The 13971-nt window shown below is 64.8% G+C and carries 11 protein-coding genes; 8 read left to right on the top strand and 3 right to left on the bottom strand.

Annotation, left to right across the window (positions count from 1 at the left end; genetic code table 11):
- Positions 1–92: 92 nt before the first annotated feature.
- Positions 93–1334, bottom strand: coding sequence for an efflux RND transporter periplasmic adaptor subunit (locus tag ACZZ0O_RS03010; RefSeq protein ID WP_463592191.1), 1242 nt, complete (start codon positions 1332–1334; stop codon positions 93–95).
- Positions 1335–1640: 306 nt separating this feature from the next.
- On the opposite strand from ACZZ0O_RS03010, the gene ACZZ0O_RS03005 reads away from it, so the two are divergent.
- The 5 genes from ACZZ0O_RS03005 to ACZZ0O_RS02985 all read left to right on the top strand — a co-directional run bounded on the left by ACZZ0O_RS03005 (position 1641) and on the right by ACZZ0O_RS02985 (position 7608).
- A complete protein-coding gene (locus ACZZ0O_RS03005; RefSeq protein ID WP_115529067.1) occupies positions 1641–2957 on the top strand; it encodes a M20 family metallopeptidase in 1317 nt (438 codons plus the stop codon).
- Positions 2958–3126: 169 nt separating this feature from the next.
- Positions 3127–3942: an NADPH-dependent 7-cyano-7-deazaguanine reductase QueF gene (queF, locus tag ACZZ0O_RS03000; RefSeq protein ID WP_463592190.1), complete on the top strand. Its 816-nt coding sequence runs from the start codon at positions 3127–3129 to the stop codon at positions 3940–3942.
- Between the two features lie 103 nt (positions 3943–4045).
- On the top strand, positions 4046–4339 hold the full coding sequence (locus ACZZ0O_RS02995) for a LysM peptidoglycan-binding domain-containing protein (RefSeq protein ID WP_463592189.1): 294 nt from the start codon (positions 4046–4048) through the stop codon (positions 4337–4339).
- 107 nt (positions 4340–4446) lie between these two features.
- Complete coding sequence (locus ACZZ0O_RS02990; RefSeq protein ID WP_463592188.1) at positions 4447–5001, top strand: hypothetical protein; 555 nt, start codon at positions 4447–4449, stop codon at positions 4999–5001.
- 375 nt (positions 5002–5376) lie between these two features.
- The gene (locus tag ACZZ0O_RS02985; RefSeq protein WP_463592187.1) at positions 5377–7608 is read left to right on the top strand and encodes an NADP-dependent isocitrate dehydrogenase; all 2232 of its coding nucleotides are present in this window, start codon (positions 5377–5379) and stop codon (positions 7606–7608) included.
- Between the two features lie 79 nt (positions 7609–7687).
- Here the strand turns inward: ACZZ0O_RS02985 and ACZZ0O_RS02980 are convergent, their stop codons facing one another.
- Positions 7688–7972 carry a hypothetical protein gene (locus ACZZ0O_RS02980; protein ID WP_463592186.1) on the bottom strand — a complete coding sequence of 95 codons (285 nt, stop codon included), beginning with the start codon at positions 7970–7972 and terminating at the stop codon, positions 7688–7690.
- Positions 7973–8074: 102 nt separating this feature from the next.
- On the opposite strand from ACZZ0O_RS02980, the gene ACZZ0O_RS02975 reads away from it, so the two are divergent.
- Genes ACZZ0O_RS02975 through ACZZ0O_RS02965 form a run of 3 tightly spaced genes read left to right on the top strand, consistent with a single transcriptional unit; the run spans position 8075 to position 11701 of the window.
- Positions 8075–9016, top strand: a complete 942-nt coding sequence (locus ACZZ0O_RS02975) for a LysR substrate-binding domain-containing protein (RefSeq protein ID WP_115514078.1) — start codon at positions 8075–8077, stop codon at positions 9014–9016.
- Positions 9017–9029: 13 nt separating this feature from the next.
- Entirely contained in the window at positions 9030–10769 is a 1740-nt protein-coding gene (gene aceK / locus ACZZ0O_RS02970; RefSeq protein WP_323539410.1) for a bifunctional isocitrate dehydrogenase kinase/phosphatase, read from the top strand.
- A gap of 59 nt (positions 10770–10828) precedes the next feature.
- Complete coding sequence (locus ACZZ0O_RS02965) at positions 10829–11701, top strand: energy transducer TonB (protein ID WP_463592185.1); 873 nt, start codon at positions 10829–10831, stop codon at positions 11699–11701.
- A 240-nt stretch (positions 11702–11941) separates the two neighbouring features.
- Here ACZZ0O_RS02965 and rho read toward each other — a convergent pair whose 3' ends face one another.
- Positions 11942–13816, bottom strand: coding sequence for a transcription termination factor Rho (gene rho / locus ACZZ0O_RS02960; protein WP_463592184.1), 1875 nt, complete (start codon positions 13814–13816; stop codon positions 11942–11944).
- Positions 13817–13971: the final 155 nt, after the last annotated feature.

Genomic DNA, 13971 nt, shown 5'->3' with positions numbered 1-13971 from the left:
GGGGAGTCCTTGCTGAAGACGTCAATCGGTGCCGGCGCGCAGGGCGCCGACGCGCACTGGCGACGGGGCGTCCCGTCGCCAGTGGTCAGGCATTAGCGCGGGCCGCCGCCACGTCGGCCGCCGCTGCCGCCGCCCTTCTGCTTGTCCTGCGCCGCCTTGAGTTCGGCTTCGGTGGGCTCGGGCGGAGTTTCGCCCGGCTTGAGCGCGCTGACCTTGCTGCCCGGCTTGAGCCGGAACTGGCCTTCGGTGACCACGCGCTCGCCGGGCTTGAGGCCCTTGGTGACCTGCACATGGCTGTCGTCCACTTCCACGCCCTGCACCACGGTGCGCATCTGCGCGGTGTTGTCGTTGCCCACCACGTAGACGTAATCGCCTTCAGGGCCACGCTGCACGGCCTGGGTCGGCACCACGGTGCCGCCGGAGATGGTGCGCAGCTGCAGCCGCACGTTGACGAACTGCCCCGGCCACAACGCGTTGTCGGTGTTGTCGAAGATCGCGCGCGCGCCGAAGGTGCCGCTGTCGGCGGCGATGCGGTTATCGATGACATCCAGCTTGCCGTCGCCGCTGATGACATGGGCATCGCCGCGGTCCAGCGCTGCCACATCCAGCGGGGTAGCCGCCTGGCCGCTGCGCACCGCCTGCAGCTCGCGCTCGGGCAGGTTGAAGGACACGTAGATCGGGCGGATCTGGGTCAGCGTGACGATGGTGGAGCTGGCGCTGACGATATTGCCCACGTCCACGCCACGGATGCCGGCAATGCCGTCGATCGGCGCGGTGACGCGGGTGAACTGCAATTGCACCTGCGCCGAGCGCATCTGTGCATCGTTGGCCGACACCGCCGCCTCGTACTGCGCCACCTGGTTGCGTTGGGTGTCCAGGTCGGTGCGCGAGACGTACTGCTTGTAGGCCGGGTCGTTGGAGCGCTGGTAGTTCACCCGCGCCGTCGCCAGCAGCGACTGATTCTGCCGCTTGGCCGCCAGCGCCTGGTCGTAGCTGGCCTGCAAGGTGCGCGGATCGATCTGGGCCAGCAGCTCGCCCTTCTTCACTTCCTGGCCTTCCTTGAAATTCAGGCTCATCAGCTGGCCACCGACCTGCGGGCTGATCGTGACCGTGTTGAGCGCGGTCACCGTGCCCAGCGCGCTGGCGTACACCGGCACGTCCTGGGTCGTGGCGGGCACCACCGTCACCGGCACCGGGCCGCTGTTTTCGGTGCCATTGCCATCCGGCGCGTCCGCCTGCTTGCCGCGATTGCCCCCGCCCACCATCCGCATTGCGACAAACACCACGACGAGCACCGCTACGACCAGCAGTGTGATCTTCCAAAAACGCGACATGCGACAACTCCTGAGGGCGGGCCGGGCGCTTGGGGCGACCGTGGGGCGGCATTGCGAAGCATATCGTTGCGTCCGGGCAATTGAGCGTTACTGAAGTAACGGCTCATCGAACGAAACGCCTGCATGGTTCACGGATGCGTGCAGCGGCAACGCGTCAGAGGCGCTGCGGTTGACCGCCGGGCTGAATCGGCCCCCACCATGGCCCGGGAGCCGGTGGCGCCGGCCAACCAGGCCTTCGCCACCGGCCACGCTGCGCTCTGGCGGTGCGGTGCACTACAGTGAAGGCCATTCATTGGAGGATTCTCGATGCGCCATTCCCGCCTGCTGACCAGCGCGCTGCTGCTGGCCCTGCCTACGCTTGCCGCCGCACAGGCCGCGCCACGGCCCGAGGTCCAGACCGTCGCCAGCACGTTGCAGCCCAAGGTGGTGCAGTGGCGCCGCGACTTCCACCAGCACCCGGAGCTGTCCAACCGCGAGGAGCGCACCGCCGCCACCGTGGCCGCGCAGCTGCGCAAGCTCGGCCTCAAGCCGCGCACCGGCATCGCCCATCACGGCGTGGTGGCGATCATCAAGGGCGGCAAGCCCGGCCCCAGGATCGCGCTGCGCGCGGACATGGACGCGCTGCCGGTCAAAGAGCAGACCGGGCTGGCCTTCGCCTCCAAGGCCACCGCCGAGTACCGCGGCGAGCAGGTCGGGGTGATGCATGCCTGCGGCCACGACGCCCACACCGCCATCCTGCTCGGCGTGGCCGAAGCGCTGGTGGGCATGCGCGACCAGCTGCCCGGCGAAGTGATGCTGATCTTCCAGCCCTCCGAAGAAGGCGCGCCCGGCAACGAAGAAGGCGGCGCCTCGCTGATGCTCAAGGAGGGCCTGTTTGCCGACTTCAAGCCGCAGGCGGTGTTCGGCCTGCATGTGTTCTCCAGCGTGCAGGCCGGCAAGATCGCCGTGCGCAGCGGCCCGCTGATGGCGGCCTCTGACCGCTTTGCGATCAAGATGATCGGCCGTCAGACCCACGGTTCGGCGCCGTGGAACGGCATCGACCCGATCGTGGCCAGCGCCGACATGATTTCCACCGCGCAAACGGTGATCAGCCGCCGCGCCAACCTGTCCAAGCAGCCGGCGGTGTTGAGCTTTGGCGCGATCAAGGGCGGCATCCGCTACAACATCATCCCCGACGACGTGGAAATGGTCGGCACCATCCGCACCTTCGACGAAGGCATGCGCCAGCAGATCTTTGCCGACCTCAAAAACGTGGCCGAGCACACCGCCGCCGCACACGGCGCCAAGGTGGATGCGAAGGTGCCCGACCAGGACGGCAACCCGGCTACGGTCAACGACCCGGCCCTGACCGCCAAGATGCTGCCCAGCCTGCAGGCCGTGGTGGGCGCCGACAACGTATACGAGCCGCCGCTGCAGATGGGCGCCGAAGATTTCTCGTTCTACGCCCAGCAGGTGCCGTCGATGTTCTTCTTCGTCGGCTCCACCGCCAAGGGCATCGACCCGGCCACCGCGCCCAGCAACCATTCGCCGCAGTTCCTGCTGGACGAGTCCTCGCTGGACGTGGGCCTGCGCGCGCTGTTGCAGGTGTCGCTGGATTATCTGCATCAAGGTGAGACAGGCTGAATCGGGAATCGGGAATCGGGAATCGTGTGTAGTTGCACGATTCCCGCTGACCGTCGCCAATCAAGTGGGTCGGCGGGCTGCTTGAAGATCCGCTGCTGCCGTCGCCAGTTCGGTGCTCCAGCGTTCGCCATATAGCTCACGGCCAGTCGGCTCGGCCTAAAATGGCGCGATGAATACCCCAGAAGATTCCACCCTCGGTCGTGAGGTCGCGTACCCCAGCGGCTACGATCCGTCGCTGCTGTTTCCCATTCCGCGCGCGGCCGGGCGCGAGGCGATCGGCCTGACCGGCGCGTTGCCGTTCATCGGCCGCGATCGCTGGCACGCCTACGAGCTGAGCTGGCTGGATGCACAGGGCAAGCCGTGCGTGGCCACGGCCACCTTGCATGTGCCCTTCGATTCGCCGTCGTTGATCGAATCCAAATCGCTCAAGCTATATCTCAACTCGCTCAATGCCACGCGCTTCAACAGTGCCGAAGCGGTGCGCGCACGCATCGTCACCGACCTGTCCACGCGCGCCGGCGCCGATGTATCGGTGGAATTCGGTTTGCCGCCGATCGATGCGGTGGGCGAAGGCGAGTCGATCGATACCCTGGATGTCAGCATCGACGATTACGGCCCGCCCAATGCGGCGTATCTGCATACGCAGACAGCGGCGGCCGTGGAAGAAGTGCTGACTTCTGCATTGCTCAAATCCAATTGCCCGGTGACCGGCCAACCGGATTGGGCCAGCGTCACGCTGCGCTATCGGGGTGCGCCGATCGACCGCGAAGGCCTGCTGCGCTATCTGGTGAGTTTCCGCGACCACGCCGAGTTTCATGAGCAATGCGTGGAGCGCATTTTCAATGACGTGCTGACCCGTTGCGCCCCTGAGTGGCTGGTGGTCGAGGCGCGTTACACCCGGCGTGGCGGGCTGGATATCAACCCGCTGCGTAGCTCGCCCAGCGTGCCCACGCCGCTGTCGATCTTTCGCGATTTGCGCCAGTAATCGGTCGCGTTCGAGGATCGCGCCAGCTTCACGGCGGCGCGATCCATGCTTAACAGCGCTCCGCGCACCCTGCAATCCTCGTGATGCACGAAGGAACGCAGCAATGAGTGCCGATAAAAAAGCAGATTTCGCCAATGTGACGTCGTCGGTCGATAGCACCGCTGACGTGATGCCTGCGCCGGATTTTCCCAACGTGCGCACCAGCGTGCAAAGCACCGCAGAGCTGGTCGAGGAATCGGTCACTGTGCAGGCAGGCGACAGTCTGTCCAGCATCGCCAAACGTCACTTGGGTGATGGCGCATTGTGGCCGCGCATTTTCGAAGCCAACCGCGAAACGCTCAAGGATCCGGACAAGATTTTCCCGGGTCAGGTCCTGCGTTTGCCGCACAAAGCGTAGCTGCCTACGCGATCGCCACTGCATTGCAAGGCGCGTGGCACGGCGCGTGCGCGTCTTGCAAAAACATTCCAGAAACAACGATCTTTTCGATCATCGGAGATTGATCCATGCGTACCAAATCCGTTTCAAGCACGCTCGTGATTGCGCTTGCCGGCGTGCTCGCTTTATCCGGTTGCAAGAAAGACGAAGACGCCAGCGTTTCGAAGGATCCCACCTCCGGCGCTGCCACTGAGGCGATGCCGGGCCCGGCTGCCACGCCGCCGGCCAGCGACCAAGCCGGGCAGAGCACCGCGACTGGCGCCGCCAGCACCGACACCGCAGCCGCGATGGGTTCTGCGGTGAGCGTCTCCAGTGTCGTAGTCGGGACCAAGGTCGCCGCCGACAAGACAGTGACACCGTCCGCCACCGTTGGCGCCAAGGACACCATCATCGTGTCGGTCAAGACCGATGGCAGCGCGAGCAACGTAGCGGTCTCGGCCAAGCTCACCTACCAAGACGGCCAAGTGGCCGGCGAGCAGAACGCCACGCTGACCACCACGGGTGCAGAAACCACCAATCTCAGCTTCAGCAAACCCGATGGCTGGCCCGCAGGCACGTACACCGCGCAGGTCATGGTCGACGGTAAACCAGCAGGTAGCCCGCAGACCATTACGGTCAAATAAGTGCCTTAAGCGGTGAGCATCTGTGGACATGGCGCGCTGCACACTGGCGTCTTCATGTCAGTGGCCGGCAACTTCCGCCTGCATCAAACCGCAGCCCAAGGCGCAATCGCAAGATTGCGCCTTTTTGCTATGCATTCATTCGGCAATGGATTCGTTACAGCTGCATCCATGTCGATTGGCCGTGTGGCGGGATGAAGCGTCCGCCTGTGGTCGCTTTACCCGGGCGCGGCTCAGACGCGACAATGCCGTGCTGATCCAATGCCGCGTCCGCCGCGCTGGCCGATCGGCGTGCCGCTAGCGACCCCCGTCGTGCACGCCAACGTCAACGTCGCCGGGCATCGGCGCTCCTCCCGACCACAAGAGCCATCGCACCTCATGTCGAAGACACCGAAGATCCTCTACACGCTCACTGACGAAGCTCCCTTCCTGGCCACGCAGTCGCTGCTGCCGATCATCGATGCCTACACCGATACCGCCGGGATCGTGGTCGAAACGCGCGATATCTCGCTCGCCGGTCGCATTCTGTCGTTGTTCCCCGAGAGCCTGACCGACGCGCAGAAGATCGCCGACGACCTCGCAGAACTGGGCGAACTGGCCACGACGCCGGAAGCCAACATCATCAAGCTGCCCAACATCAGTGCTTCAGTGCCGCAGCTCAAGGCCGCGATCAAGGAACTGCAGGCCCAGGGCTATGGGTTGCCGGCGTATCCGGACGAGCCCAAGGACGCCGCGGAAAAAGACATCAAGGCGCGCTACGACAAGGTCAAGGGCAGTGCGGTGAATCCGGTGCTGCGCGAAGGCAATTCCGATCGCCGCGCACCGCTGTCGGTCAAGAACTACGCACGCAAGCATCCGCACCGCATGGGCAAGTGGAGCAGCGACTCCAAGTCGCACGTGGCGCACATGGACGACGGCGATTTCTTCGGCAGCGAACAGTCCACCACGCTGGCCGAGGCCGGCACGCTGAAGATCGAATTCGTCGCTGCCGATGGCAGCAGCAGCGTGCTCAAGGACAAGGTTGCGGTGAAGGCCGGCGAGATCGTCGATGCCGCCGTGCTGAGCAAGCGCGCGCTGGCCAGCTTCATCGATGCGCAGATCGCCGACGCCAAGGCCCGCGACGTGCTGTTCTCGGTGCATCTGAAAGCCACCATGATGAAGGTCTCCGACCCGGTGCTGTTCGGCGTAGTGGTCGGCGAGTTCTACAAGGACACGCTGAGCAAGCACGCCGACGCGCTCAAGTCGGTCGGCTTCGATCCCAACAACGGCATCGGCGATCTGTACGCACGCATCGGCACGTTGCCGGACGCGCAGCAGGCGCAGATCAAGGCCGATATCCAGGCCGAATATGCGCAGCGTCCGGGCCTGGCGATGGTCAATTCGGACAAGGGCATCACCAGCCTGCATGTGCCCAGCGACGTGATCGTCGACGCCTCGATGCCGGCGATGATTCGCGACTCCGGCCAGATGTGGAATGCGCAAGGCAAGCTGCAAGACACCAAGGCAGTGATTCCGGACCGTTGCTATGCCGGCGTGTATCAAGCGGTGATAGACGACTGCCGCACGCATGGCGCTTTCGACCCGTCCACCATGGGCTCGGTGCCGAACGTCGGCCTGATGGCGCAGAAGGCCGAAGAATACGGCTCGCACGACAAGACCTTCCAGCTGTCGGCTGCCGGTACCGTCAAGGTCACCGATGCCAATGGCAAGACGGTGTTCGAGCATGCGGTGGAAGCCGGCGATTTGTGGCGCATGTGCCAGGTCAAGGACGCACCGATCCAGGACTGGGTGAAGCTGGCGGTCGAGCGTGCACGCCTGAGCGATACCCCGGCCGTGTTCTGGCTGGACAAGGCGCGCGCGCATGACGCGCAGGTCATCGCCAAGGTCGAGACATATCTCAAGGATCACGACACCAACGGCCTGGATATCCGCATCCTGCCGCCGGTGGAAGCCACCACCTTCTCGCTGGAGCGCATCCGCAAGGGCCAGGACACCATCTCGGTCACCGGCAACGTGCTGCGCGATTACCTCACCGACCTGTTCCCGATCATGGAGCTGGGCACCAGCGCCAAGATGCTCTCCATCGTGCCGCTGATGGCCGGTGGCGGCCTGTTTGAGACTGGCGCCGGCGGCTCGGCGCCCAAGCACGTGCAGCAGTTCGTCGAAGAGAACTGCCTGCGCTGGGATTCGCTTGGCGAATTCCTGGCGCTGGCCGCGTCGCTGGAACATCTGGGCAACCGTTACAACAACCCGTCGGCCACCGTGCTGGCCAAGGCGTTGGACGTGGCCAACGGCCAGTTCCTGGACAACAACAAGTCGCCGGCGCGCAAGGTGGGCGAGCTCGACAACCGCGGCAGCCATTTCTATCTGGCGATGTATTGGGCGCAGGCCCTGGCCGCGCAAACCGAAGACACCGCATTGCAGGCCAAGTTCGCACCGCTGGCCAAGGCGCTGACCGAGAACGAAGCCACCATCGTGGCCGAGCTCAACGGCGCACAGGGCAAGCCGGTGGACATCGGTGGCTACTACCACCCGGACCTTTCCAAGGTCAGCGAGGCGATGCGCCCGAGCAAGACCTTCAATGACGTACTGGCGACGTTGAAGGCCTGATCCCCGCGCACCGCATGGCGGTGCGTGCAGTCAGTGCGATATGCAGGGCCCGCCTCGTTGACAGGTGGGCCTTGTCGTTTCAGCGAAAGGGCGACAGCGCGGTCATTGCCCGGACCAAGCGGCGTGCACGCCGCGCCATGCGGTGCTCGGCGTGCTGCTGAGGTGTCGCCGCGCTCGCCACCGGCGCGCGTCGCGCGGTCTGCTCTGCCGCTTCGGCTTCGGCTTCGGCTTCGGCTTCGATTTCGGTTCCGGCCTCGACCTCGGCTTTGGCTTCCACTGCCGTGCCTGCTTCTGCCAATTGCCGTGCAAGCGCCACGTCGGCAATGTGCCCGTGCTGGAACAGCAACTCGGTAAAGATGCGCATGATCCTGCTCCCACTTGAGTGGAAGCCACAGTAGGCGCAGGCTGGGCCTTGCAAAAGCGAGGCTTTTGCAAGTCTGTGTTGAATTCCATTCAAGGGTGAGCCATGTCGCGTCCGCCGCTTCACGCATTGCAGGGCTTCGTCAGTGCGGTGCGTCTGGGCAATCTGTCGCGCGCTGCCGCGTCGATGCATCTCACCGTCAGCGCGCTCAGTCACCAGGTGCGTGCGCTCGAGCAGCGCCTGGGCTATCGGTTGCTGCAGCGGCACGCGCGCGGCGTCAGCGCCACGCCGCAGGGGCAGCAATTGCTCGACCGCATCGCACCGCATCTGGATGCGATTGCCGAGGCGTTCCAGCCGTTCGCCGCGCGCCGCGAAGACACGCTCACCCTGAGCATCACCCCGTCGATGGCCTCGGCATGGCTGGTGCCGCGCCTGAGCGATTTTCTGGCAGCCCATCCCACCATCGAGATCAATCTGCTTTCCAGCGAGCGACTGGTGGATTTCGAGCGCCAGCCGGACGTGGATGCGGCCATGCGCATCGGCGCCGGGCAATGGCCAGGCGTGATCGCCGAACCGTTGTTCGACGAATGGCTGGTGCCGATGGCCAGCCCTGCGCTGATCGCGCGCATGGGTGGCATCGATGCGCAGCCGCTGCAGCAATGGCCGCTGCTGGGCGACCCGGATGGCGACTGGCCGCGCTGGTTTACAACCTTCGGTGGCGAGCCGCCACGTCGCTATGCCGCCGTGCTCGACGACTCCGAGTCCCATCACCGTGCCGCGTTAGATGGCGTCGGCGTGGCGATGGGGCGGGTGACGCGCGCACGCCTGTTGCTGGCATCCGGTCAGCTGGTGGCGCTGTCCGCGCAACGGCTCAAGACCAGCTGGTCGCATTACCTGGTGTACCCGCCACGGTCGGCCGCACACACCGGCTTTCTCGCGTTTCGCGCATGGCTGCAAACACAGGCGCGCGAACATGCCGCGCACGCGCAGCAGGCAGCGGTCGGCCCGCCTGCTGCGCTGCCCGCCTCGCGTCGCCGCAAGCGCTGAGTACACTGCCGCCATGAGCCAGCTCCCGCTACCACCGCAATCCGAACGCCGTGCGCTGGCGATCGCGCACGCCGTGTACGAAGCGTTCGAGGATTACCACGCGCGGTTTTCCGAGATCACCGCACGTGCCAAGCAGCGCTTCGAAGCGCGCGACTGGAGCGCTGCGCGCGATGACGCCGTTGCACGTATCGCGCTCTACGACCAGTACATCACCGAATGCATGCTGCGCCTGCGCGCCGTGCTGCTGGGTCAGGCGCACGACCGCGCGTTGTGGATGCGCGCACGCAGTCATTACGCCACGTTGCTGGCCGGGTTGATCGATCAGGAGTTGTACAAGACTTTCTACAACACGCTGACGCGGCGTTACTTCGGCACCCATGGCGTGGACGCCGATATCGAATTCATCGCGCTGGATATCGAGCCCACCGATGCCATCACCATGCCGGTCGCACGGCATACCTACGCCGTGTCGCCGGGTCGGCTGACCGACATGCTGGTGCGCGTGCTGGGCGATTACGCATTCGCCGTGCCGTATGCGCACCGCACCCGCTGCGCGGCGGCCATTGCGGTGCGTCTGCTCGACGATCTGGCGCATTGGGGCGAGCACCCGGTGCGCAGCGTCGAACTGCTGGAAACGGTGTTCTATCGCGAACGTCGCGCGTATCTGGTCGGGCGTGTGTTCGGCGAGCATCGGTTTTCGCCGTGCGTGATCGCGCTGATCAACGACGGTGCCGGCTTGCGCGCCGAAGCGGTGCTGACCAAGCGCAGCGATGTCGCACAACTGTTCAGTAACTCGCGCAGTTATTTTCAGGCCGATCTGTCCACGGTCGGCGATGCGGTGGTGTTTCTGCGCAGCCTGCTGACCCACAAGCCGGTCGACGAGCTCTACACCATGCTGGGCCGCGCCAAGCAGGGCAAGACCGAGCGCTATCGCACGTTTTTCAGCCATTTTCAGGCGCAGCCGTCCGAGCAGCTGGTGCATGCCGATGGCACACCCGGCATGGTCATGGTGGTGTTTACGCTGCCCAGTTATCCGCTGGTGTTCAAGCTCATTCGCGACCGTTTCGCCTATCCCAAAACCATGAGCCGCGCGCAGGTCGAAGGGAAATACGAATTGGTCTTCCAGCTCGATCGCATCGGCCGCCTGCTCGACGCGCAGCCGTACCGATTTCTGCGCTTTCCCAAGGCGCGCTTCTCGCCAGCGCTGCTGGAAGAGCTGCAGACCAGCTGCGCGATGAGCCTGAGCGAGGACGGCGACGATGTATTGATTGCGCTGTGCTACGTGCAACGGCGGCTGCGCCCGCTCAATTTGTACCTGCGCGAACAACTCCCCGAAGCCGCGCATGCCGCCGCGCTGGACTATGGCCAGGCGATCAAGGACATGGCGCGCAACAACATCTTTCCCGGCGACATGCTGCTAAAGAACTTCGGCATCACCCGCCATCAGCGCGCGGTGTTCTACGACTACGACGAACTGTGCCTGATCACCGACTGCACCTTTCGCGACTGGCCCACGCCCACCACCTACGAAGAACAACTCGCCGCCGAACCCTGGTTCCACGTTGGCCCGCGCGATGTGTTTCCCGAACGCTTCGCCTTGTTCATGGGCTTGCCGGCCTCGCAACTGGAGGCGGTCAAACACATCCACCCGGAACTGTTCGACCCGCAGTGGTGGCGCAACCTGCAAGCCCGGCTGCGCGAAGACGATTATCCGGATACCCCGCCGTATGCGGAGTCGCGGCGGCTTGCCTAGACCATTCCGTTTGCACCGGCAGGCTGTTAAAAACTTCGATTAATCAATGGAGGACGGCAATGCAGTGGAAGCAACGTATAGGTCTGGGCATCCTTTTTTCGCTGGCAGCGATGGGCGTGGCGCACGCCAAACCGGACGCTGCGCGTGCGCAGATCGAAGCGAGCATGAATGTCACCGGCGAGTTGACGCTGACCCCCGACGGCACCGTGACCGCGGTGGCGCTCGTCGACGAGGAGCGTTTGCCTGCAGCTGTCCGCGAGCGCATCAAGCACTCGGTGGCAGCGTGGCGGTTCGATCCGGTCAAGGACGATGGCAATGCCTTGCCGGCGCGGCTGCCGATGAGCTTGCTGCTGGTCGCCAAGCCTGGCGATGACAATCAATATCGGGTGTCGATCCGCAGCGCGCATTTCGGCGGCCAGACCCCGCAGGGCATCAGCGCACAACCCAACGGCATGGCGCCGCCGCCCTATCCGGTCAATGCCTTCAGGGGCGGCGCTACCGGCGTGGTCTACCTGCTGCTCAAGATCGGACGCGATGGCAAGGTGGAAGATGTGGTTGCCGAACAGGTCAACCTCACCGCACTGGTTCCCGAGTCCAAGCGTGCGCGCTGGCGCAAGGAATTTGCCGACGCCTCCATCGCCAAGGCGCGCAGCTGGACCTTCACTCCGGCCACTGCCGGGTCTGAGCGCAATGCGCCGTTCTGGGAGATGCGCGTGCCGGTGACGTTCGACATCGCAGCGTCCGAGAAGGACCTGGATGCCAAGCAGAAAAAATGGCAGTCGTATCTGCCGGGCCCGCGTCAGACCGCGTCGTGGCGAATGCAGAACGACGCAGCCGCGACGACCGACAGCCCGGACGCACTGCCGGGATCGGGATTGTTTTCCGTCCGCGGCGAAGGCGTACGCCTGATCACGCCGCTGCAGGAAGGCTGAGACGACTGGCGGTTCCGAATCGGCGCGGTGGGTGTCGCGCAGTCGGCCCGCCATCAGATCAGCCCTCCGACGGCCGCTTGCACCACGTACGACCGTCGAGCTCTCGGTCAACACAGCAGTTGATCGGCAACGGCCGCGCCAGTTCGAGCGAGCTCGGAAGACGTGCTTTCTCACGCGAACGCCGCCCACAAAAAAGCCCCGCAGTGCGGGGCTTTCTCGCCGCGCTAATCCAGACCGACCTCAGCGCTTCATCGAACTGAAGAACTCGTCGTTGGACTTGGTGGTCTTCATCTTGTCCAGCAGGAATTCCATCGCCGCGATTTCGTCCATCGGATGCAGCAACTTGCGCAGGATCCAGATCTTCTGCAGCAGCTCCGGCTCGATCAACAGATCTTCGCGACGTGTGCCCGAGCGGTTGATATCGATCGCAGGGTAGACGCGCTTTTCGGTGATGCGACGGTTCAAATGCACTTCGCTGTTGCCGGTGCCCTTGAACTCTTCGTAGATCACCTCGTCCATCTTGCTGCCGGTCTCGACCAGCGCCGTGGCAATGATGGTCAGCGAGCCGCCTTCTTCCACGTTACGTGCCGCACCGAAGAAACGCTTCGGGCGGTGCAGCGCGTTGGCGTCCACACCACCGGTGAGCACCTTGCCGGAGCTGGGCACCACGTTGTTGTAGGCACGTGCCAGGCGGGTGATCGAGTCGAGCAGGATCACCACGTCCTTCTTGTGTTCGACCAGGCGCTTGGCCCGCTCGATCACCATCTCGGCGACCTGCACGTGGCGCGCGGCCGGCTCGTCGAACGTGGAGGAGATGACCTCGCCGCGCACGGTGCGCTGCATTTCGGTCACTTCTTCCGGGCGCTCGTCGATCAGCAACACGATCATGTGCACTTCGGGATGGTTGCTGGTGATGGCCGTGGCCACCTGCTGCATCATCATCGTCTTACCGGCCTTGGGCGGGGAGACGATCAGCGCACGCTGACCCTTACCCTGCGGTGCCATCAGATCCAGGATGCGGCCGGTGATGTCCTCGGTGGACCCATCGCCACGTTCCAGACGGAACCGGCGACGCGGGAACAGCGGGGTCAGGTTCTCGAACAGCACCTTGTTCTTGCTCGCTTCCAGCGGCTCACCATTGATGGTGTCCACGATCGACAGCGCGAAATAGCGCTCGCCATCCTTGGGGAAGCGGATGCGGCCGGACAAATGATCGCCGGTGCGCAGATTGAAGCGGCGGATCTGGCTGGGCGAGATATAGGTATCGTCCGGGCCGGCCAGGTAGCTGGCTTCGGCGGCACGCAGGAAACCGAAGCCGTCGGGCAGGATTTCCAGCACGCCGTCGGCAGCAACGCCTTCGCCATGACGGGTCAGCACCTTGAGCAGGGCGAAGATCACGTCCTGCTTGCGCGCGCGCGCCACGCCTTCCTGGATGTTGAGCTGATCGGCGATGTCCAGCAGCTTCTGCGCAGGCATCCGCTTGAGATCGCTCAGCGAATACACCGGGAAGCCTTCCGGCACGGCCGGATGCGGACGCGCGATGAACGGCTCGTTGCTGCCATCGGAGGAGGGCATGCCGCCGCTTTCGTTGCCGAAGCGATCGCGCGGGCCGCGGTCGCGACGGTTGCGGAACCGGTCACGGCGGTTGCCCTGCTGGTTCTGCCCCTGCCCCTGGCCTTGCTGGTTCTGACCAGCGTTCTGGCCCTGGCCCGGCTGCTGGCCTTGACCCTGACCTTGGGGCTGGCCCTGGCTTTGCGCCTGATTCTGGTTCTGCTGTTGCTGCGCCTGATTGAAGCGCTGCTGCTGCGACTGGCCGCCTTCGCGGGACTCGCCGTGGCTGTCGCCGCCCTGGCTATTACCGCTGTTACCGGGCGAACTGCCGGCGCCTGCGCCATCGCCGAACGTCTGCGCCGATGCCGATTCGGCAGCGTGCGACGGTGCCTGCGGGGCGCGTGGAGCGTCGGGTGCGGGACTGGCGGGCAAGGGCAGATTGGACTGCTGTGCGCCGGCATCGTCATGGGAGGCGGCGGTCTTGCTCACGCGCGGCTTGCGCACGCGCTTCTCGACGGGAGCGTCGACGCTGCTCCCGGTATCGGAGGAAGGATGATCGGACAAGTGCGTGATTCCTCGCTAAGGTGCGAGCGCCCGGCTGGGGGGCGAACTATTGGTAGATGGGAGTCTAGAAGAAGTTTCTAGAGGGGTACGGCGGCGCACGAACGTGTGCCGGACCAACTGACACTATCACCGCGACGCGTAACCGCGCAAGCGTC

This window comes from Xanthomonas sp. AC360 (assembly GCF_979258225.1).
Note: the sequence above shows the minus strand (reverse complement) of the source record. Positions and strands in the feature narration are given on the sequence as shown.

What these genes read in the sequence shown, in the direction of transcription:
- ACZZ0O_RS02965 (WP_463592185.1), top strand. Translation starts at nt 10,829, where the DNA reads ATGCAGTGGAAGCAACGTATAGGTCTGGGCATCCTTTTTTCGCTGGCA.
- ACZZ0O_RS03005 (WP_115529067.1), top strand. Translation starts at nt 1,641, where the DNA reads ATGCGCCATTCCCGCCTGCTGACCAGCGCGCTGCTGCTGGCCCTGCCT.
- ACZZ0O_RS03010 (WP_463592191.1), bottom strand. Translation starts at nt 1,334, where the DNA reads ATGTCGCGTTTTTGGAAGATCACACTGCTGGTCGTAGCGGTGCTCGTC.
- aceK (WP_323539410.1), top strand. Translation starts at nt 9,030, where the DNA reads ATGAGCCAGCTCCCGCTACCACCGCAATCCGAACGCCGTGCGCTGGCG.
- ACZZ0O_RS02985 (WP_463592187.1), top strand. Translation starts at nt 5,377, where the DNA reads ATGTCGAAGACACCGAAGATCCTCTACACGCTCACTGACGAAGCTCCC.
- ACZZ0O_RS02995 (WP_463592189.1), top strand. Translation starts at nt 4,046, where the DNA reads ATGAGTGCCGATAAAAAAGCAGATTTCGCCAATGTGACGTCGTCGGTC.
- ACZZ0O_RS02990 (WP_463592188.1), top strand. Translation starts at nt 4,447, where the DNA reads ATGCGTACCAAATCCGTTTCAAGCACGCTCGTGATTGCGCTTGCCGGC.
- ACZZ0O_RS02975 (WP_115514078.1), top strand. Translation starts at nt 8,075, where the DNA reads ATGTCGCGTCCGCCGCTTCACGCATTGCAGGGCTTCGTCAGTGCGGTG.
- queF (WP_463592190.1), top strand. Translation starts at nt 3,127, where the DNA reads ATGAATACCCCAGAAGATTCCACCCTCGGTCGTGAGGTCGCGTACCCC.
- ACZZ0O_RS02980 (WP_463592186.1), bottom strand. Translation starts at nt 7,972, where the DNA reads ATGCGCATCTTTACCGAGTTGCTGTTCCAGCACGGGCACATTGCCGAC.